At 69.5% G+C, this 20,018-nt stretch carries 18 protein-coding genes and 2 pseudogenes; 10 read left to right on the top strand and 10 right to left on the bottom strand.

Features of this window, described 5'->3' with window-relative positions; all coding sequences use genetic code 11:
* The first annotated feature begins 18 nt into the window (after positions 1–18).
* Together ACF1CT_RS07640 and ACF1CT_RS07635 are read left to right on the top strand one after the other, a co-directional pair.
* Positions 19–981, top strand: coding sequence for a class I SAM-dependent methyltransferase (locus ACF1CT_RS07640; RefSeq protein ID WP_391782845.1), 963 nt, complete (start codon positions 19–21; stop codon positions 979–981).
* A 249-nt stretch (positions 982–1,230) separates the two neighbouring features.
* Entirely contained in the window at positions 1,231–2,844 is a 1,614-nt protein-coding gene (locus tag ACF1CT_RS07635; protein ID WP_391782844.1) for a hypothetical protein, read from the top strand.
* Between the two features lie 103 nt (positions 2,845–2,947).
* Here the strand turns inward: ACF1CT_RS07635 and ACF1CT_RS07630 are convergent, their stop codons facing one another.
* Both ACF1CT_RS07630 and ACF1CT_RS07625 read right to left on the bottom strand, forming a co-directional pair.
* A complete protein-coding gene (locus ACF1CT_RS07630) occupies positions 2,948–3,607 on the bottom strand; it encodes a hypothetical protein (RefSeq protein WP_391782843.1) in 660 nt (219 codons plus the stop codon).
* Between the two features lie 121 nt (positions 3,608–3,728).
* Positions 3,729–4,154, bottom strand: coding sequence for a nuclear transport factor 2 family protein (locus ACF1CT_RS07625; protein ID WP_391782842.1), 426 nt, complete (start codon positions 4,152–4,154; stop codon positions 3,729–3,731).
* Positions 4,155–4,238: 84 nt separating this feature from the next.
* On the opposite strand from ACF1CT_RS07625, the gene ACF1CT_RS07620 reads away from it, so the two are divergent.
* Positions 4,239–4,805, top strand: coding sequence for a TetR/AcrR family transcriptional regulator (locus tag ACF1CT_RS07620; RefSeq protein ID WP_391782841.1), 567 nt, complete (start codon positions 4,239–4,241; stop codon positions 4,803–4,805).
* 134 nt (positions 4,806–4,939) lie between these two features.
* Here ACF1CT_RS07620 and ACF1CT_RS07615 read toward each other — a convergent pair whose 3' ends face one another.
* Positions 4,940–5,308, bottom strand: coding sequence for a YrdB family protein (locus ACF1CT_RS07615; RefSeq protein ID WP_391782840.1), 369 nt, complete (start codon positions 5,306–5,308; stop codon positions 4,940–4,942).
* 3 nt (positions 5,309–5,311) lie between these two features.
* Between ACF1CT_RS07615 and ACF1CT_RS07610 the strand changes: the two genes are divergently transcribed.
* Positions 5,312–5,635 (top strand): hypothetical protein, encoded by a 324-nt coding sequence (locus ACF1CT_RS07610; RefSeq protein ID WP_391782839.1) that lies wholly within the window; start codon positions 5,312–5,314, stop codon positions 5,633–5,635.
* Positions 5,636–5,690: 55 nt separating this feature from the next.
* Here the strand turns inward: ACF1CT_RS07610 and ACF1CT_RS07605 are convergent, their stop codons facing one another.
* Positions 5,691–7,235: an FMN-binding glutamate synthase family protein gene (locus ACF1CT_RS07605; protein WP_391782838.1), complete on the bottom strand. Its 1,545-nt coding sequence runs from the start codon at positions 7,233–7,235 to the stop codon at positions 5,691–5,693.
* Positions 7,236–7,378: 143 nt separating this feature from the next.
* Here ACF1CT_RS07605 and ACF1CT_RS07600 point away from each other — a divergent pair.
* A pseudogene (locus ACF1CT_RS07600) lies at positions 7,379–7,528 on the top strand (LysR family transcriptional regulator); the annotation flags it as partial.
* A gap of 151 nt (positions 7,529–7,679) precedes the next feature.
* On the opposite strand, the gene ACF1CT_RS07595 reads toward ACF1CT_RS07600, so the two are convergent.
* Complete coding sequence (locus tag ACF1CT_RS07595; protein ID WP_391782837.1) at positions 7,680–8,360, bottom strand: DUF4232 domain-containing protein; 681 nt, start codon at positions 8,358–8,360, stop codon at positions 7,680–7,682.
* A 458-nt stretch (positions 8,361–8,818) separates the two neighbouring features.
* On the opposite strand from ACF1CT_RS07595, the gene ACF1CT_RS07590 reads away from it, so the two are divergent.
* The gene (locus tag ACF1CT_RS07590; RefSeq protein WP_391782836.1) at positions 8,819–9,361 is read left to right on the top strand and encodes a class I SAM-dependent DNA methyltransferase; all 543 of its coding nucleotides are present in this window, start codon (positions 8,819–8,821) and stop codon (positions 9,359–9,361) included.
* Positions 9,362–9,468: 107 nt separating this feature from the next.
* On the opposite strand, the gene ACF1CT_RS07585 is transcribed toward ACF1CT_RS07590, so the two are convergent.
* Complete coding sequence (locus ACF1CT_RS07585; RefSeq protein WP_391782835.1) at positions 9,469–9,975, bottom strand: MarR family winged helix-turn-helix transcriptional regulator; 507 nt, start codon at positions 9,973–9,975, stop codon at positions 9,469–9,471.
* Between the two features lie 77 nt (positions 9,976–10,052).
* On the opposite strand from ACF1CT_RS07585, the gene ACF1CT_RS07580 reads away from it, so the two are divergent.
* Positions 10,053–12,182, top strand: coding sequence for an MMPL family transporter (locus ACF1CT_RS07580; protein WP_391782834.1), 2,130 nt, complete (start codon positions 10,053–10,055; stop codon positions 12,180–12,182).
* A gap of 222 nt (positions 12,183–12,404) precedes the next feature.
* On the opposite strand, the gene ACF1CT_RS07575 is transcribed toward ACF1CT_RS07580, so the two are convergent.
* On the bottom strand, positions 12,405–12,848 hold the full coding sequence (locus tag ACF1CT_RS07575) for an MscL family protein (protein ID WP_391782833.1): 444 nt from the start codon (positions 12,846–12,848) through the stop codon (positions 12,405–12,407).
* Between the two features lie 446 nt (positions 12,849–13,294).
* Between ACF1CT_RS07575 and ACF1CT_RS07570 the strand changes: the two are divergent.
* Positions 13,295–13,537, top strand: a pseudogene (locus ACF1CT_RS07570) (transposase); the annotation flags it as partial.
* A 128-nt stretch (positions 13,538–13,665) separates the two neighbouring features.
* Here the strand turns inward: ACF1CT_RS07570 and ACF1CT_RS07565 are convergent.
* The gene (locus ACF1CT_RS07565; protein WP_391782832.1) at positions 13,666–14,787 is read right to left on the bottom strand and encodes a PP2C family protein-serine/threonine phosphatase; all 1,122 of its coding nucleotides are present in this window, start codon (positions 14,785–14,787) and stop codon (positions 13,666–13,668) included.
* A gap of 304 nt (positions 14,788–15,091) precedes the next feature.
* The gene (locus tag ACF1CT_RS07560) at positions 15,092–15,925 is read right to left on the bottom strand and encodes a dienelactone hydrolase family protein (protein ID WP_391782831.1); all 834 of its coding nucleotides are present in this window, start codon (positions 15,923–15,925) and stop codon (positions 15,092–15,094) included.
* Between the two features lie 98 nt (positions 15,926–16,023).
* Here ACF1CT_RS07560 and ACF1CT_RS07555 point away from each other — a divergent pair, with 98 nt between their 5' ends.
* Entirely contained in the window at positions 16,024–17,004 is a 981-nt protein-coding gene (locus tag ACF1CT_RS07555; protein ID WP_391782830.1) for a GlxA family transcriptional regulator, read from the top strand.
* Positions 17,005–17,251: 247 nt separating this feature from the next.
* Positions 17,252–17,950, top strand: a complete 699-nt coding sequence (locus tag ACF1CT_RS07550; protein WP_391782829.1) for a DUF1326 domain-containing protein — start codon at positions 17,252–17,254, stop codon at positions 17,948–17,950.
* 16 nt (positions 17,951–17,966) lie between these two features.
* Here ACF1CT_RS07550 and ACF1CT_RS07545 read toward each other — a convergent pair whose 3' ends face one another.
* Entirely contained in the window at positions 17,967–19,871 is a 1,905-nt protein-coding gene (locus ACF1CT_RS07545) for an alkyl/aryl-sulfatase (protein WP_391782828.1), read from the bottom strand.
* Positions 19,872–20,018 lie beyond the last annotated feature (147 nt).

The following is a 20,018-nucleotide window of genomic DNA, read 5'->3' as shown; positions in this document are numbered from 1 at the left end:
TCACCCCAGGGAGAACGCGTGGTCGATACAACGTCTCGGAATTCCGGCGTGGAAGACGTGGAAGACGTGGAAGACGTGGAGGGCATCGAAGACGTGGAGGGCACGGAGGGCGTGGAGGGAGGTGTCGGCCTTACCGCTCTCCTGGTCGCCGCGGCACGGGCGATCGAGACCCACCGCCACGACACCCTGGCACGGGACGTCTACGCGGAACACTTCGTGCTCGCCGCACCGGCGTCCGCCGGCTGGCCGGTCCGTATACAGCAGGTCCCGGACGGGGACACCAATCCGCTGTGGGGCCGGTTCGCGCGCTACTTCGGTCTGCGGACGAGGGTGCTCGACGATTTCCTCCTCCGGTCGGTGCACACGGGCGGAGCCCGGCAGGTGGTCCTGCTCGGCGCGGGGCTGGATTCGCGGGCGTTCCGGCTCGACTGGCCTCCCGGCTGCGTGATCTTCGAGATCGACAAGGCGGGCGTGCTGGCGTTCAAGCAGAAGGTGCTCGACGGGCTGTCGGCCACCCCGAAGACGGCGCGCGTGCCCCTCGCGGTCGATCTGCGCGCCGATTGGGCCGGATCGCTGGCCGACGCAGGCTTCGACGCGGCCGCACCGAGCGTCTGGCTGGCCGAGGGGCTGATGTTCTACCTGCCCGCCGCCGCCGAGACGCAGCTCATCGACCGGGTGGACCGGTTGAGCACGGGAGGAAGCGCACTGGCGTTCGAGGTCAAGCTCGACAAGGACCTGCTGGAGTACCGCGACAGTCCGCTCTACACCTCGACGGCACACCAGATCGGCATCGACCTGCTCAACCTGTTCGACAGGGAGCCGCGGCCCGATTCCGCCGGTCACCTGGCGGACAAGGGCTGGTCCACATCGGTTCGGACCCCCTTCGACTTCACCCGGCAACACGGACGCGGACCGTTGCCCGAGCAGAACGACGCGCTGGCGGGCAACCGGTGGATATTCGCGGACAAGCCCCGGCCATGACGCCGCCGTCGGCGACCGGACCGTCGACGACCAAACCCTCGGGGACTGGGCCGTCGACGACCGGGCCGTCGATCGTGCGGCGCGCAGTCGATCGTGCTGTGCCCCGTTGACCATGGGGCGCGCTGTCCGGTCTGGGCCCCGATGACAGGCCTCCGGACCCTACCCGTGGGTCCGGGGGCCGTCGTTACAGTTCGATTCCCGGCAAGCACACGGCTCCGGTGACGCGAGTAATCCATGACGAGGTGACGTGTGAGACGCAGTGATCGGATACGCCTGGGCATGGGCGCGAGCACGGGGCAGACAGCGATCGAGTACCTGGCCCTGCTCGGGATCGTGGCCGTCGTGGTCGGTACGATCGCCGCCGCGACCATCGGGGGCGACATCTCCCGCTTGGCGCGCCACCAGGTCTGCCGCATCGGTGTGATGGGGAGCGGTGGCAGCGGCTGCCTCGACGACAACGATGTCAATCGTGCCCACCGGCAGGACGGTTCCGGCGACGACCCCGTCAGGCCCGGCACCCTGATCCGTGCCGAAGCCGGCGAGCCTGTCGGAAAGTCCGTCAAAAAGTCCGTCGGCAAGACCCCCGCCAAGACGGTGAACGCACTTCCCGACCTGTGTTTCGAGCCGAGGGAATCGCAGTCGTCGGTGTCCGTTCCGGGCAGCGGTGTTCTCGGCAAGGCTGCCGCCTGGGGGTACTCCTGGCTGGTCAACCTCGTCATCGACAAGATCGACAACGAGAAGAACAAGGAGAAGCGGGTCAAGCTGGCGCTCGCGGACCTCGCCTACTGCCTCCCCGACTACAACATCGTCATCGCGCAGCCGCACGAGGGCAATCTGCAGGAGATGGACGGTACGGCGCTGATCGAGACAGTGGAGATCAGCGGTACCACGTACCGCGTGTACGCGTTCAAGACCGGTAAGTTCACCTGGGCGGACGACGCCGACCTCGGATGGAAGAACCGCGCGTTCCAGGGTGTGTTCGACGTCAGCGAGGACCGCCGTACCGTCACGTTCGAGGAGCCGCCGCGTCCCAGACGGAAGGAGGGCTGGAAGCCCGGCGACGAGGGCTGCCAGATCGAGGGACAGGAACCGCCCGATCGGAGCCGGTACTACGACACGTATTCCCCGCTGGACAACGAGGGTTCGACACAGGCGGTGCGGATGCTCGTGAACGACATGCGTCGCTGCTACCCCGACTACAACGTGGTCGCCATGCATGCGGAGCAGTCGTCGCACTGGGTCGAGGAGCCGGATTCGTTCGTCCACCGGGGCAGGTACCGGCTGAACTCCAACGAATACCACGGCACCGAGAACGGGGACGACATCGCCTCGGGCCGGGGGGTGTTCGACATCTACGTCTTCGACAAGGGCAAGTTCAGCAACGACGGCGACGGCGGGTACATCAACTGGGCCTTCTACGGCGAATTCACCCGCGACGGATCGGAGGTGGCCTTCGAGCAGCCGGAACCCGCCGACCTGGAGGCCGACTCCACCGCCACCGGCTCGGGCACGGTCAACTTCGACGACGAGTCACCGAAGTACACGGACGGCGGGCCGTACCCCGGTACCGGTTACTCCGGCAAGGTGCCGGGCGGCGACGCCGAGCTGACCCACTCGCTGGTCGACGAGTACGGCCGCAGTTTCCCCGGCAAGAACATCATCGTGGCGAAATCGTTTGACAACCTCTCCTTCACCGGGGTGTCCGGCCTCGAACATCTCGCGGTGGTGGACGGTGTCGATGTGTTCGCCCTCGACAGCGGAACCATCACCAACAAGGGGGACGGCGGCTGGAAGAACTGGGGCTTCACCGGCAACTTCGAGTACGCCGAGGACGCGAAGGAGGTGACCTTCGGCGACCGGTGAGGAATACCTCGACCGCTCGACCGCTCGACCGCGAGGTCCGCCGAGAGCCGAGGGGTGCCGAGGGGTGCCGTCGACGAGGCGGTACCCCTCGGCTCCCGACGGGCTACCCGGAGCGTTGCGGGCCGTGGCCGAGGTGCTCGTCCGCCAGTGCGGCCACCCGTTGTGCCAGCGTCGCCAACCGTGGTTCGCGACGGGCTGCAGCCCGGGCCAGGCGCTTGATGTCATCGGTCCACGCCCCGGTGGCCGAGTCGGCCTCGCCGATGCGGGCGAAACCCCGGTCCACGAGCCCGTGGGCGTCACCGTTGCGGTGCCTCGCCGCGGCTTTCACGGCGCCGATCGCGTTGGCAAGGGCACTGGCCGGCCGCGACCACTCTCCCTCGTGGGCCCGTGCCGCAGGATTCCCCTCGTCGTAGTCCGTCTCGTCGGCGACGGACCGTGCGCGCACCGACAAATCGAGTCGCCAGAACAGCGGCACCTGTTCGAAACGGACGAACAACAGGCGGCGGCGGTCGGAACGAAGGAAGTCGGGATCGACGCGTACTTCCGCCACCGGGTGGACCAGGCGCAGAAGCGCTCCGACCTGAGCCAGGCAGGCGGCGAACCGATCGTCGGGAACGACCCACTCGATGTCGATATCGCTGTAGGCGTCCGCCTTGCCCGTCGCGAGTGACCCCAGGAGCGTCGCCCGCGAACCGGGACAACCTCGTTCGAGCACTGCCCGTACCGCGTCGGCCAGGTCTTCACGATCACCTCGGAACTCCATGCCTGAAGCGTAGAACCGTACCGCTCACGAGCTTCGCCGCCTCGGCCGAGACGAGGCCGACCCGGGGCCCGCGGAATCCGGGGTCTCCGGGGGAGGCGGCCCGCCCCTTTCGGCCCGGCTCTCATCCCCTGGCGCGGGCGACTCCCGAGCTGTCCATGTAGTCGCGGGCCCGCGTGATCAGTCCGCCGCGGACGTGGAGTATCAGCAGACCGGGGACGGTGAAGCTGGTGCGTCTGGTCGGCAGAGTTCCCACCACGACATGCTCGGCGACGATCACTCCCGGATCGGCGGTCTCGTAGGCCGAGACCCTTCTGACCTCCTGCACCTGGACGGGGCTCGTGCCCCAGGCCGCCCGGTATCCCGCGCGTACTGCCTCGCGTCCCTCGTAGCGCGGAGGGAATCCGAGAGAGGTGAACGGGAACTCGTGCACCGCGTCCATGGCATAGAGATCGGCGAGATCGTCCGGGGACTTGTCGAGCATGGCCCGGTAGTAGCGGTTGAGCACCTCGCGAGGGGTGCGAACGGCAGGGGTATCCACATGCGGCACTGAGGCCTCCATTCACTCAACGCTTGTTGATCCACGTACCGTAGGGCCGGCCGAAAGTTCGGTCAACGGCTGTAGAGTGAATCGGTGTCCACTTCTCGCCAGTCCCGCGCCGAACGCCGCCGAGCGACCGAGGCACGCATCCTCGACAGCGCCCGGGAGCTGTTCGCCGAGAAGGGGTTCGAACGCACCACCATCCGCGCCGTGGCGACCGCGGCGAGCGTCGACCCGGCTCTCGTCATGCAGTACTTCGGCTCGAAGCGCGAGCTTTTCGCCCAAGCCGTGCAGGCGTTTCCCGCACTGTCGGCGACCACGGACACCGATGCGCTCGTCGATCAGCTGCTGGACACGCTCGGCCTCAAGCTCGGTGGCCTTCCCGAGGGCACGCTGGCGATGATGCGCTCCATGCTCACCGACCCGACAGCGGCCGATCACGTCCGTGTCACCCTCGATCGGCAGATCGACAGCGTCAGCGCCGCCCTGCCCGCGGCCGAGGACCCCGAGCTGCGTGCCGCGCTGTTCGTCACCGCCCTGCTGGGCGTCACCATCGGCCACCAGTTCCTCGGTCTGGCCGCTCTTCGCGGCACCCCGGCCGACCGCATCGCCGCCCTGCTGCGCCCGGCGTTCAAGGCCCTGGCAGGGCCTACGGGCTGAAATCGGGGCCCTGCCGATGCGTGGTGCGCTCATGCGTTCCCGTCCTGAGGGGGCGGGTCGGTGGGACGTCGACGGCAATCGGCCGAGGTCCGTTCCCGGGGGAGCGCCGGAACAGGGACCAGCCGCCGGACCGGTCAGGCCTTCCGGTGCATCGCGGCGTGCCGGTCCAGGGTCGCCAGGACGGTGTTCGCCGCCGTCACGACGGCGAAGACGGTGGCAGCACCGTGATGACCAATGGCATACAGGGCAGCCGCTGCGGCACCGAAGACCAGTACTTTCACGGTCAGGACGCCCGCCAACGGGACGCGTACCCGGGCTTTCGGGGCGGCGAACAACCCCCACAGGACGGCCGCCGCCGCAGGGGCGGCCACAGCGAGGAGAAGACGCATGGTCATGGTCTCCGCGCTCCGCCATCCCCACACCCCGAGCACGGCGAGCGCCGCGACTTCCAGGAGGAATGCCAGTCCTTCGTTGATCACATGCAGGGGGGCGGGGAGCGTCATCGGGTGTCGTCCTTCGTCATGGGCACGGGCGCGGCCCGGGGCGCCGACAACCTCGCGTCGGCGGTCGGTGCCCCGGCGTTCCGTACGGGTAACGCGGACGGAACGCTGCCGGTGGGTGCGGTGCTTTCGGCGGGCCGGGGCCACACGTCGTCGCTGTGGATCACGGCAGCCCCCGGTCACCGGGCCCGGCAGCCCCCGGTGAGCGGGCCCGGCCCTCTCGCGCTCGCCACGACGGCGCTGCGCCGCCGTACGCGCCGCTGCGCGTACCGCCGCCCCGTACGCGCCGCCGTACGCACTGACTCCGCGCGATCCCGACGATCCGCCTGACTCCAGCCATCCGGCTGCCTGACCCCCCGGCTACCCGCCGGCAACTTGTGACGCGTCAGCCGACCGGCTTCTGGGGAGGCACCGGCCGGGCGGTGAGCAGTGCGGTGATCTCCCGGGCGAGCTCCGGGCCGAGTTCGCCCCAGCCGTCCTTGTAGCCGTAGACGCCGGCCAGAGTACGGGCGTCGTAGTCGCCGTTCATGATCTCGATGTCGGTGGCGGTGATGAGCGCCGGGTGAGCGACACCGACAGCTCCCGATACCTTCAGCAGCTCCTTGCGCAGGGTGCGCAGATAGACAGCCGCACGGGTGGCCTTCGAAGGCGCGTCGATGCCGCGCACCAGCCACGGGTCCTGGGTGGCGATGCCGGTGGGGCACTTGTCGGTGTGGCATTTCTGCGCCTGGATGCAGCCGATGGACAGCATCGCCTCACGGGCGACATTGATCATGTCGACGCCCAGGGCGAAGGCGACAGCGGCGTTCTCGGGCAGGCCGAGCTTCCCGGAGCCGATGAAGGTGAGGTCGTCGGTAAGACCCAGCTCGGCGAACGTGCCGTACACGCGGGAGAAACCCATCCGGAACGGCAGTGACACGGAGTCGGTGAATATCAGGGGAGCCGCCCCGGTCCCGCCCTCGCCCCCGTCGATGGTCACGAAGTCGACCCCGCGATCACCACGCGCCATCAGCGTGGCCAGCTCCTGCCAGAAGCTCATCTCCCCCACGGCGCTCTTGATCCCGACCGGCAGACCGGTCTCGGTGGCGAGCAACTCCACGAAGTCGAGCATCGAGTCGACGTCGTGGAACGCGGTGTGCCGAGAGGGGGAGGCGCAGTCCTTGCCGGCCGGGATGCCGCGGATCTCGGCGATCTCGGGGGTCACCTTCGGCCCCGGCAACATCCCGCCGAGCCCCGGCTTGGCACCCTGGGACAACTTGATCTCCAGCGCCTTCACCGGGGCGCCGGCGATCACTTCCTTGAGCTTGTCGAGGCTGAAGGTACCGTCCTCGTTACGGCAGCCGAAGTACGACGTTCCGATCTGAAGCACCAGGTCACCGCCGTTGCGGTGGTACTGCGAGAGGCCGCCCTCGCCCGTGTTGTGCATCGTGCCGGCCAGCGCCGCGCCCTTGTTGAGCGCCGTGACGGCCGCGCCGGACAGCGATCCGAAGCTCATCGCCGAGATGTTCACGACGCTCGCGGGCCGGAACGCCTTGGCGCGCCCGCGCGGGCCCCCCAGCACCTTGGCCGAGGGCAGCGGGGCCTGCGGGTCGTGCAGGTCGGGCAGCGTACCGGCGAACGTGCGCTGCTTCACGTACGCGTGCCCCTGCACGTGCTCGACGTCCACGTCGGTTCCGAACCCGAAGTAGTTGTTCTCCTCCTTCGCCGACGCGTAGATCCAGGTGCGCTGGTCACGGCTGAACGGGCGCTCCTCCTCGTTGGAGGTCACGACGTATTGCCGCAGCTCCGGCCCGATCGCTTCCAACAGGTACCGGGCATGCCCGATCACGGGGAAGTTTCTGAGCAGTGCGTGCTTCTTCTGGACGAGGTCGCGGGCAGCCACCAGGGCCAATGCTGTTGCGGCGGCTGCGCCTATGCTCCGAGCACGCATGAACGTTCCTCTCCTCGACTGCTCGATACCCGACACCATCGCCGTGCGGCGGACGTTGCGGGCGACGGGCGCCGGATGCGACAAGGCATCCATCGGCGTCCGATGACGAAACGCCCACGATATTACGAGCTGGGGAGCAGGAGCGGGCGACCGTCCTGACCGAGGACGACGGGGCGGTGCTCCCGATGGTGAGCGGAGGTCTCGGCAGGGCGATCATGCTGGTGATCTCGCTGGACGAAGCACCGGACGGCGTCGAGATCACCGCTCTCGGACCGCGTCGTCACTCCGGCTCGTCCCGGGGCGGTGATCCGTGTCGGACGCAACGGTGAGGCCGTCGAGTTCCTCGACGCGGAGCCGGCCCGCCTGTGGGTCACCGCAGCTCTCGACCCCCTGCCGGCTCCCGTCCCGACAGGGCCGGTGTACCGCGACGGCCCCGTTCGGCTTTCAGACGATGACGGGAATGGCCTCGGCGCGGTTGGTGGCCCAGTTGGTGACGATGGGCTTGTCGACGTCGGCGGCTTCGGGGAGCTTGAGTTCGGCGGGGTTGGGGTCGTCCTCGGCGATGGCGATGATGACGTTCTCGAACTCCTTGCCGCCATCGTTGTCGGTGGTCTTGGGGTTGATGCCGGTGTACGCGACGGCGGAGCCGGTGAGCTTGATGGGGTTCTCGCCCCCCTGCCCGACGGGTGAGGCGACACCGTCGGCGCCGGAGCCGAAGGACACGCTCGGGGTGTTGATGTCCAGGTAGCAGGTGATCCCGGACTTGGCCTTGGCGGTGACGAGGTAGTAGCCGCCGGCCTGGGACTCCGAGGTGACCGTGAAGTCCAGGTCGTTGGTGCCGCAGGACTGCCCGTAGCCGCTCTTCCCGCCGTCGCCGGAATCGGTCTTGCCGGTGGAGCCGCCGGCCTTGGAGCCGCCGGCCTTGGAGCCGCCGGTGGAGGAACTGCCGGCGGAGGAGTTGTCGTTTCCTCCGTTGTCGGCGGAGGCGACAGCGGAAGGAGCCGCGGAGCTGCCGGCGTCGGCGAGGTCGTCGGGGTCACAGGCGGTGGTGGTGGCGGCGAGTGCCGTCACGGCCGCGGCGGCCAGGACGAGTCGGGCGGAACGGGCGGCGAGACGCGAACGCATCGTGATCTCCAACAGCTGTCGGTTGCGGTGTTCCTGCTGACATCGATGACACTAGGGCCGACGCGGTCCTGAAATGATCCTGTGGATGTCCGGATCCTGTTTCAGCAACTCCGTTTCGGAGGAGCGTCGTTGAACTGCGTCGATCCCAGCTCAAGCGGTATGTCCGGGACTGCTCAAGGGGTGTGTCCGGGACCGTGCAAGGGGCGTGTCCGGGGGCGGGGGAGCCGCCGGGGCGCCACGAGCGGTCCGCACCCGGCGGGCGCGACCGCCTCGGGCGGCGACGGGGCCCGCAGTTCCTCGAAGACGTCTTCGAGGAGACGTCTCGTGACATGTACGGCTGTCACGGCGGCGTCCGCTACGACACGGGGTGCGGGATCACGCGGAGGACGACGGGGCGGATGGCGGGGACCGCGGATGGCGGGGTGCGGTCGGAGCGGCGGATGTGCCACGGTGATCGCATGACGTGGAACGGTGACGAGTACCAGGCCCGGTTCGACCGCATCGTCGCGGAGGGCGGAGACGTTCATGGGGAAGCCGCGCTGATCCGGTCCTTCGAGCCCACCACCGTCCTCGACGCGGGCTGCGGCACCGGCCGGGTGGCGATCGAGTTGGCCCGCCACGGGATCGCCGTGGTCGGCGTGGACGTCGACGAGTCGATGATCGCGACCGCCCGGCGCCTGGCGCCGGAGATCCGCTGGCACCGGCAGGACCTGGTCGGCCTCGACCTGGGGCAGTCGTTCGATGTCGTGGTGATGGCGGGCAACGTCCCCCTATTCACCCCGCCGGGGACGGAACCGGCCCTGGTGGCCGGGGTGGCGGGCCACGTCCGTTCTCGGGGCCGCCTCGTTGCGGGGTTCTCCCTGGACCGCGGATACACGCTGGACGACTACGACGCCCACTGCCGTGCGGCGGGACTCACTCCGGAAGCCAGATACGCGACGTGGTCCCGGGCTCCTTACACCGACGGGGACTACGCCGTTTCCGTGCACCGCAGGTTCTGACCGTCCGAGCCGGGCAGGTTCCGACTGCTCGGGACCGGGCCCGGTGGCCGGAGCCGCGGGGCGGCCGGAGTGCCTCGGCGGTGCCCCCAGGATCGCGGCACGCGCGTTCAGGGCCGTGGGGGGCTACTGCGGAGCATGGCCAGCTCACGGTTCAACTCGGTGAGGAAGCGCGCGACCACCATCAGCTCGTCGGGTCGGAAGCGCGCACGGGCGGTTTCGGTGCCGCGAGCCAAGGGCTGGAAGAAGTCCCGGGCGATTCCCTTCGCCGCTTCCTCGTAGTACAGATGCACGACGCGGCGGTCGTCCGCGGCACGAACGCGTCGGATGTGTCCGGCCTTCTCCAGCCGGTCGATGCACGCGGTCACCGCGCCGGAGGTGAGATCCAGTTGACGGCGCAGCCGGCCGGGCGTCATGGGGCCCTCGTCGGGGTCGGCGTCGAGCAGGGCGATCAGCGCCTGTACGTCGGTGAGGTGCAGCCCCTGGGACTGGGCGAACTCATGAGTGATGCGGTTGAACTGGCTGTTCATCCGCCGCAGGAGAACCGCGAAGGACTGCAACCCCGCGGGGTCGTTCCCGGGAAGCGGGGGCGGTGTGGGATTGCGGGGCGCGTGCATCCGCCAAGTATAGAGTTACTCAATCATTGAGATACTTTGTCGTTGACATACTTGATCGCGAAGCTTTGGGGTTACCCATGAGAACCACACCGCGCTGGGCTCGATGGCTCGTTCCGCTCGTCCTGCTGCTCGTGTGGCTCGGAGTCGGCGGCACGCTCGGGCCGTACGCGGGCAAGCTCGGCGAGGTCGCCACCAACGACCAGGCCGCGTTCCTGCCCCAGAGCGCGGAGTCCACCAAGGTGCTCAGGGCTCGCGAGGCGTTCGACCAGTCGGAGACCCTTCCCGCGATCGTCGTATGGACGGCGGGCGGTGACCGGATATCCGACGCGCAGCGGTCCGCGGCCACCCGCTCGATCGGAGCACTCGCCGAGCGGCCCGGAGTGGTCGGCACCCCCTCACCGGCCCTTCCCTCCGAGGACGGGAAGGCACTGCAGGCCGTCGTCCAGTTGGATCCCGGCCTCGGCCGCTCACTGCCCGACGTCCTGAACGAGGTGGACGAGGCCGCTCGAAGCGTCCCCGGCACCACGGCGCAGATCGCGGGACCGGCGGCGAGCCGGGCCGATCTCTCCGACGCCTTCTCCGGCATCGACGGTCTGCTGCTCGGCGTGGCGCTGGCCGCCGTGCTGCTGATCCTGCTGCTGGTCTACCGGAGCATCCTGCTGCCGTTCCTGATCATTCTCGGTTCCGTCTTCGCGCTGGGTCTCGCATGCGGGATCGTCTACGTCCTGGCCGACCACGACGTGGTCCGGGTGGACGGGCAGGTTCAGGGGATTCTCTCCATCCTCGTCATCGGCGCCGCGACGGACTACGCGCTGCTGCTGGCCGCGAGGTTCCGCGAGGAGCTCGCCCTGAGGGAGGACCGTGCATCGGCCGCGATGGCCGCCGTGCGCCGGTCGTTCGGCGCGATCACCGCGAGCGCGGCCACCGTGGCCCTGGCCCTGCTGGCCCTGCTGGCCAGCGACCTCACCAACAACCGTGCGCTGGGACCGGTCGGCGCCATCGGGATCGTCTGCGCGGTCCTCTCCAGCCTGACCTTCCTGCCCGCCGCGCTGGCGCTGCTGGGCAGGACCGCGTACTGGCCCTCCCGGCCGATGGCGTCCGACACGTCGGGCAAGGGGCACGGCATGTGGCGTCGCACGGCCGCCGCCGTCGACGCCCGGCCGCGCCGCGTCTGGGTGATGACCGCGATCGTGCTCGGCGTCCTCGCGGCCTTCGCCCCCTCCCTGTCGGCGAAGGGCGTTCCCCTCGACGAGATCTTCGTGAACGACGCGCCGTCGGTCTCCGCCCAGAAGACGCTCGGTGAGCACTTCCCCGGCGGTTCCGGCAACCCCGTCGTCATCATCGCCGACGCCGACCGCGCCGCCCGGGTCACGGCGGCGGCAACGGGAACCGAGGGCGTGGCGTCGGCCGGCGCGGTTTCCGCGTCCGGGCGTCCGGGCGCCGGCGAACCCCTGGTCGTCGACGGGCGGGTCCGTATCGACGCCACCCTCAAGGCCGCGGCGGACAGCGACGCGGCCAAGGAGACCGTGCAGCGGCTGCGCGCGAACCTGCACGCGGTGCCGGGCGCCGACGCGCTGGTCGGCGGCTACACGGCTCAGCAGTACGACACCCAGCACACGGCCGCCCGGGACCGCACGCTCATCGTGCCCGTCGTCCTCGGCATCATCCTGCTCATCCTGGTCCTGCTGCTGCGCTCCCTGTTCGTACCGGTGCTGCTCGTGGCGACCGTCGCACTGAACTTCCTGGCGACGCTGGGAGTGTCGGCCCTCGTCTTCGAACACCTTCTCGGCTTCAGCGGCACCGACGCCTCCGTGCCGTTGTACGGATTCGTGTTCCTGGTGGCGCTCGGCGTGGATTACAACATCTTCCTCATGTCCCGGGTGCGGGAGGAGGCGCTGGCACACGGCAGCCGACAAGGAGTGCTGCGCGGTCTGACCACGACCGGGGGAGTGATCACCTCGGCCGGTGTGGTGCTCGCCGCCACCTTCGCGGCTCTGATGGTGATCCCCCTCGCCTTCCTGGTGCAGGTCGCTTTCATCGTGGCCTTCGGCGTCCTGCTCGACACCCTCGTGGTCCGGTCGCTCCTCGTCCCGGCGCTGGTGCTCGACATCGGTCCCCGGGCCTGGTGGCCCAGCATCCTGGCCCGCAAGGAAAAGGAACAAACGGAGCGAACGGAACTTGCCGAGGTGTCGAAGCCGTCGGCGTGACGGCCCGTCGTACGCCGTCCCCGCCGCTGTCCGGCAGAGCGCGTATCGCCCCGCTGTTCACCCCATGGCGGTGCAACGGATCCGGCGGCCCCGAGGCCGGGGCCGCCGACTGCTGGTGCTGCTGCTGGTGCGGTGCGGGCCGGAAGATGTTCCGGCCCGCGGGCTCATCCGGTCCGTGACCGCTCCCCGAGCATGGGCACGGATACCGGAGAGGCGACCGGCTCAGGCTTGGGACGATCCGGTCGTCCGCGGCTGGTCCGTCCCGCAGTACCGGCATTTCGCAGCGGCCGCCGGCAGGTCCTCGGACAGGCAGGCCGGGCACATCTTGACAGGTCCCGGTTCTTTGAAGGCCACCACGCCGCGCCGCGCCGAATAGTGCTTGTACGGCACGACGATGAGGAAATAGACGACGGCCATGAAGATGATGAAGTAAATGATCGCCGAGATGAAGGAACCGATGTCAAGATATGTGGCCTTGTTGCCCTCCTGGCCGAGCTGCCACCCCAATCCGGCTGAATGGCCGCCCTGAGCACGCGCGATGATGGGGTTGATCACGGAGTCGGTGAACGCTTTGATCAAGGTGCTGAAGGCCAGTGCGACAATAAGGCCCACGGCTACGACGATGATATCGCCGCGCATCAGGAAGTTCTTGAATCCCTTGAGCATTTCCGGCTCCTCGCGACTGGGCCACCGGTCGGGGCCGTGCAGCACGCTACATTCTTCGGCATATATCGCGCATTACGGCACGGACGCGGGGCGTGATCTTCCCTCGGCTGCCGAATTCCGCCGGAGGGCCGGTACGCCACTCGGACGAATGCTCGCACCCGGTAAACGAACAGCTCGTGGAAGCTCCGCTCGCATGCCCTCACCGAAGCGTGACGAAAGGCCCCCGATGCCCATCGCGCCGCACTGACGCGCGCTCGCGGCCGACGCCCGCAATGACCTTCCGACGGCGGTGGTTGCCCGCGTAGGCATGGCGTCGGTCATGGCCTTGCGCCGGTATTCCGTGACGTGAACCGAGCGGGCGTGCAGGTTGCGGATGACGTGACGACCCGCGCGTACACCGGGATGGGGATTCCACCGTGCCCGAGACGCCGGCCGCCACGGGCAGCACGGTCGGCATCGGCCTGGGCCCGGCACACTTCGCGATCCTCTCGAACGGCACGAAGGCCGACAGTCCCCGCTTCCTGCGCCGGGCCGAGAAGAAGCTGGAGAAGACTCAGCGGGATCTCAGCCGGAGGACGAGGGGACCGAAGAACCGGGCAGAGGCCCGGATCAAGGTTGCCCGCGCCCACGCACGGACCGCCGGTGCGCGGCGCGAGTTCCACCACCAGCTCTCCACGGAGATCATCCGCGTCAGCCCGTGGAGCGCGGGCAGGACCGGGACCGGTCCCGGCGCAGCGCGGTGAAACAGGAACCCACCCGAAGCCGGCCGGTGACCACCGGCGGGCAGGCGGGAGTTCTCAGTAGGGCGGAGAGGATGTCAAAGAGGCACGATGACGAGGGCGGTGTCATCCCTGATGCCCGTCGTCGGCAACAGATCCGTCAGCAGGGCATCGGCGAGAGTTTCGGCCTCGGCTCCGCAGTGGCGGGTCAAGGAGTCGGTGAGCCGGGCAAGGCCGGTGTCGATGTCCTCGTTCCGGCGTTCGACCAGACCGTCGGTGTACATCACAAGAAATGCGCCCTCGGCGAAGGGCGTCGTGGCCTGCGGCCAGGGACCGTGTTCAAGGCGGGCGCCGAGGGGTGGATCGGTGGCCCGGTCCAGGAACTCGACGGTGCCGTCACCCCGCAACAGGGCCGGCGGCAGGTGACCGGCGCTGCTGTAGGTGATGCGGTGGGTGCTCCAGTCGACGAAGGCGTTGGCCACCGTGGTGTTCTCGGCTCCCACGACGGAGCGGGCGTACAGCTCCAGGATCTCCAGGGCGCGGGCGGGACCGCCGCAGGAGCGCGAGGCGGCGCTGAGAGCGCTGCGCAACTGCCCCATGACGCTGGCCGCGGACAGTCCGTGACCGACCACGTCGCCCACGGCGACCCCGAGACGGTCGTCGCCCGGCATATCCACCAGGTCGTACCAGTCGCCCCCCACCTCCAGCGTGCCGACGGCGGGCCGGTAGCGCACGGCCACCGGATGGCGTCCGGCCGCGCGCGGAGCGGGCAGCATCGCCTCCTGCAGACTCAACGCGACCACGCGGGCGCGGATCAGCTCGGTGACCTCCTCCACCCGGTGCAGCAGCAGCGCGACCCGTCCGTCCGCACCCGGGACAGGGATGTTGGTCATGCTCCAGAAGCGCGCGTCCGCCGCCCCGGGGCGGACGGTGGTCTCCGTCGGATCGAACCGCTGCAGTTCCATGGTCTCGGGCCTGCCGGTCCTCGCGACCCGGCGCAGTGACTTTTCGATGTTGCGCGCCACGGCCGCGTTGGGATGGCTCGGCCTGTCGGCGTAGTCATCGGGCATGTAGCGGCCGATCACGTGCTCGCGGCTGCGGTTGATCACACGCAGCCATTCCTCGTTGACGTCCGCGAAGAAGAGCCGCGGGGTCAGGAGAGCCACCGCCCCCGGAAGGGCCTGGAATACCGCCATGTAGTCGATTTCTGGTTCCTTCATGACTGTTCCGCCCGGACGCAGTGAGGCCCCCTTCCACAATGTCGGATTTATGGGGCAGGTGCCTCCGGGTACCGTCGCGAGGACCTCCGTGCGGTGAGACGGCCGGACCTCTCCGGTGGGAAAGGCCCGTCCCGGGGCGCGGCCACGAACCGGACGAGGCCGGGGCGGCCCCGCCGCGTTCGCGGCCCGGGCGGGGGAGGGGACGCGCCGCACCTGCCGACCGAGCCCTGCCGGGCCCCACCGGCCCTTCACCACCGTCGGTGCCGGCTCCGGCCGGCAGATCCGGTGGCGGGCCGCGCAGGGATCATTCCTGCCGCGCCTGCCGTGCCCCGAGCCGTTCGGCCAGGAAGGCGATGATTTCGTCGCGGGCCCGCACGGTGGGGTGACCGTCCTCGTCGACGAGGTGCGCCGTGACGACGCTGTGGGCGCAACCGACGACGTCACGGAAGAAGGGCGGTGGCTCCGTGTTCGCCGTCTCGGACTTGAGCACGCGGCCGTCGAACGCGTCCCCGAGCAGTGCCCGGTAGGCAGCGAACCGCCTACCGGTGCACCACCTGTCGTTGTCGAACCGGTAGGCGAGAACCTTCAATCCGTCTCGCGCCACGCGCTCGGCCACGGCGGCGGCGTCCTCGTCACTGATCTCCAGGCCGCCGGCGTCGTCGAGCGGAAGCGACGGATGGTTCACCACCGGTGCGATGACAGCGGGTTCGAGCGCCATGGTCAGGGCGAAGTTGCCGGTGAAGCACAGACCGACGGCGCCGACGCCGGGCCCGCCTCGCTCGGCGTGCGCCTGCCGGGCGAGGCCGCGCAGCCATGCGACGACGGGACTGGTGCCTCCACCGGCGAACGCTCGGAACTCGGCGCTGACACACGCGCGTCGAACGACGGTCTCCTGCGCCTCGGCGAGCGGATAGGCACCGTCGACACCGAAGAGCGAGGGCAGGTACACGGAGAACCCGGCATCGCGGACCCAACGGGCGAACCGGGCGACGTCAGGACTGATACCCGGCATCTCGGGCATGAGGATGACCGCCGGTCCGGCTCCGGAGACATGGACGGTCTTGTCGACGTCATCGACGCCGACGACCCTCCGTGAGAAGTCGTCCAGGGGGTCGTTCTGTCCTCGCATGATTGTCATGACCGAGATGATGACGAGCGGCCGTCCTCCCGGGAAGCGGCGGCATCGCCATGTATCCCGCTAATATCGCCATCCGGTCAAGGTGCTGGAGGGGCCGTATGAGTCCGTTGCGAGTGGGTGTGCTGGCCTACCCCGGCTGCTTCGCGTCGGAGGTCTTCGGAGTCCCCGACCTCCTGACGATGGCCACCCACGTCGCCTCGGTGCACGGGTCGGTCCGGGCGGCTCACGAGGTGTCGGTCATCTCGCCGCGGCGTCGGGTGGTCGCGTCCGGTGGCTCGGTCCTCGACGTCTCGGCGGTTCGCCCGGTGGACGTCCTGATCGTGCCGGGCTTCGAGCTCTCGCCCACGCTCGATCTCGACGCGACACTCGCACACCTGGGACCGGAAGTGGCGTCGATCCGGTCGCAGGCGGCCTCCGGGACCGCTGTCGTGTCGATCTGCGTGGGCGCCTTCCTGGTCGCCGAGGCCGGACTGCTCGCCGGATGCGAGGCGACCACGTCCTGGCTGTTCGCGGACCGGTTCGCCCGCAGGTACGCCGACGTGCGCCTGCGCCCGGAGAGCCTGGTCGTGACCGACCGGGGGGTGACGACCACAGCGGCCTTCAGTGCCATGTACGACTTCGCGCTGCAGTTCATCCGCGAGCACGACGGCCCCCGAGTCGCCCGCGGCACCGCGCGCATCGCGCTTGTCGACGACGCACGTTCCACGCAGGCTCCCTACGTCGACTCGCGGCTCGTACCCACCGCGGGCGGGGACTTCTCGCTCGGCGTCAAGCGGTGGCTCGACCAGAACCTCAGTGCCCGTTACGACCTGCCCGCCCTCGCCCGGAAGTTCCACGTGAGCACGCGAACCATGCTCCGTCGCTTCCGCGACGAAGCCGGTGAGACACCACTCGCGTACCTGCAGGCGGTCCGGGTGCGTCGCGCCAGACACCTGCTGGAGACGACCGACAAGACCGTCGCGGGCATCGCCGCCGATGTCGGATACCTCGACCCCGGGGCGTTCACCGGCATCTTCACCAGACACACGGGGCGGCGGCCGGGGGAGTACCGCGCGACGTTCCGTCGCCGAGACAGGTAACAGCCCCCGCACCGCCGTCGTCACCCGTGGCCGCACCTCACCCGCGCCCGCGCCCGTTCGGCCTGTCGGGGCCGGGTGGTGACGCATCCTCCTGGCGGGGCGGGCGCGCGACCGCCCGGGGCTCCGCGGTCGGCGACGCACCGGCCGATCAGATACCCCCATGGGGTAGTTGACCTGAGGTGTGCCGGGCCGTAGTCTCCTCGTGTCATACCCCCTAGGGGTATCCGTGATCTGGGAGGAAACGGCCATGTGCACCACTTCCGTCTCACCGCAAAGCGCCCCCGCCGTCGTCCGGGCGGGCACGAACGACGGCACGCTGCCCGACTGGCACCTACGGGGTGAGTGGTTCGACGTGTGCAGCTGCGCACTTCCCTGCCCCTGCACGTTCGCCCAGACGCCGACCCACGGGGACTGCCTCTTCACGCTCGTCTGGCAGGTTCACGAAGGACACTTCGGGGATGTGCGCCTGGACGGCCTGGGCGTGGTGGCGCTGGGCGAGTTCGCCGGGAACATGTGGGTCGGCGACCCGGACGCCACGATGAAGGTGATGCTCTACATCGACGCCAGGGGCGACCGGGCCCAGCGTGACGCGCTGGAGCAGATATTCGCCGGACATGTCGGCGGCTGGCCGGGCCAGTTCGGCTCGCTCATCAGTGAACTGCGCGAGGTGCGGTACGCGCCGGTCAACTTCGACGCCGCCGAGGACCTCTCGTACTGGCGGGCCCGTGTCGGCGACGCGGTCTCCGTCGGCGCGACCGCTCTCACCGGCCCCACCGCCGATCCCTCCCGCCGCGTCCAGCTGATCAATGCTCCGGGCGCCGAGGTCGGCCCCGGCCAGATCGCCACGTGGGGCGTCGTCGAGAGCGACCACGCGGAAGGATTCGACTTCTCCCACGAATACCGTGGGGGATCCAGCAAGCATTTCCCCTTCGACTGGCGTCCCTGACCTCGCCGAGCGGCGGTCAGGGGGTGACGATCGCGAAGTCGGTGTCGGGCTCACCGAGGTAGCCGAAGAGTTCGGTGAGCCTGCCGGGTTCGCCGGAGATCTCGGCACGACCCCGGGCGGCGAGGTCCGCGAGACCGGCGCTGCCGAGGAGTACCGCGCGCAGGTCGGACTCGGTCAGAGCGATCTCGGTGTCGGGCTCGCGTCCGTCGGGTGCGGCTGCGGTGGTGTGGATCAGGACACCGTTGCGCAGCCGCAGGGTGACCGGGTCCGCGTCGCGTACGCGGAAGCGGATCGCGAGGTCGGCGTGCCAGCTGCGGGGCCCGTCCACGCGGACGGCCAGGGAGTCGAACAACCGGTCCAGGGGCAGGGCGCGCAGGACGTCCGGGGAGGCGGTGACGGTCGGGGTGCCGACCGTTCCCTCGCGCAGTTCCAGGGCGCCGGTGAGGTAGAAGTTGCGCCAGGTTCCGTTCTCGCTGCCGTAGCCGAGCTGTTCGAGCGCGTCCGCCTGCAAGGTGCGTGCCGCGTCGTTGTGGGGGTCGGCGAACAGGACATGGTTGACGACCTGGACGACCCAGCGGAAGTCGCCGGCCGCGTAGGAGGCGCGGGCCCGGCGCAGGACGGCGTCGGCCCCGCCCATGAATTCGACGTAGCGGAGGGCGGCTTCGACCGGCGGGTGTTCCCACAGGTGGGCGGGGTTGCCGTCGAACCAGCCCAGGTAGTGCTGGTAGATCGCCTTCGTGTTGTGGCTGATCGAGCCGTAGTAGCCGTGGGTGTGCCAGGCGCGTTCCAGACCCGGCGGCACCTGGATGGTCTCGGCGATCTCCAGCGGGGTCAGCCCCTGGTTGAGCATGCGCAGGGTCTGGTCGTGGAGATAGGCGTACAGGTCCCGTTGCTCGGACAGGAAGGCGAGGACGCGTCCGCGTCCCCAGGTCGGCCAGTGGTGGGAGGCGAATACCACATCGACGTCGCCGGCGAACAACTCGATGGCCTCGGTGAGGTAATGGGCCCACACATGCGGGTTGCGGACCTGGGCGCCGCGCAGGGTGAGCAGGTTGTGCAGGTTGTGGGTGGCGTTCTCGGCCGTGCACAGCGCCGAGTGGTCGGGGAAATGGATGTTGAGTTCGGCCGGGGCCTCGGTGCCGGGGGTGAGGTGGAAGACCATCCGGATGCCGTCGACGGTCTCGCTCTGCCCGGTCCGCGTGACGTCAAGGGTGGGCGGGATCAGTCCGACGGTTCCGGTGGACGTGGTCTGGCCGAGCCCGGCACCGATCTGTCCGCGTTCCCCGGTGGGCAGCGCGGCTCCGTACATGTAGGCGGAGCGGCGGGCCATGGCCGTTCCGGCGTAGACGTTCTCGCTGACCGCGTGCTCCAGGAAGCCCTCGGGGGCGATGACCGGGGTCCCGCCGTCGACGTCCTCCTGACCGATCACCCCGCGGACGCCGCCGAAGTGGTCGACGTGGCTGTGTGTGTACAGCACGCCGGTCACCGGCCGCTCCCCGCGATGACGGCGGTACAGCGCGAGTCCCGCCGCGGCCGTCTCCGTACTGATGAGGGGGTCGATCACGAAGACACCGGTGTCGCCCTCGACGAGGGTCATGTTCGACAGGTCGAAGCCCCGGATCTGGTAGATGCCTCCGGTCACCTCGTACAGGCCGTGCCGGGCCGCCAGCCGGCTCTGCCGCCACAGGCTGGGGTTGGCGGTGGCGGGGCACTCGCGCCGGAGGAAGTCGTACGTTTCGAAGTCCCACACGCTGCTGCCGTCGCCGTCGCGTACCGCGCCGTCCCGAGACGTGCCGACGAAGCCCCGCCCGGCGTCCTCGAAGTCCTGGGCGTCATCGAAGGGGAAACGTTCGTGCACCGCGGCGTTGCCTGCGGCGATACCCGGCTCGGCCGCCCCGGCCCCGGCGTCGGACTCGGCCATGGTGTTCTCCCTCCCGGTGCGGCCCGTCCGGCTGTTCCTCGTGCCCGCCGCTGCCACTGCCCCTGCCACGCTTCCGGATGAGCAGGACGACGGCGACCGCCGTGGACCGTACGGGGGACGGCGTCGAACCCCGCGGCCCCGGTTCCG

It is taken from the genome of Streptomyces sp. NPDC014734, from assembly GCF_043083325.1.
In the GTDB taxonomy this organism is placed as follows: domain Bacteria; phylum Actinomycetota; class Actinomycetes; order Streptomycetales; family Streptomycetaceae; genus Streptomyces.
Note: the sequence above shows the minus strand (reverse complement) of the source record. Positions and strands in the feature narration are given on the sequence as shown.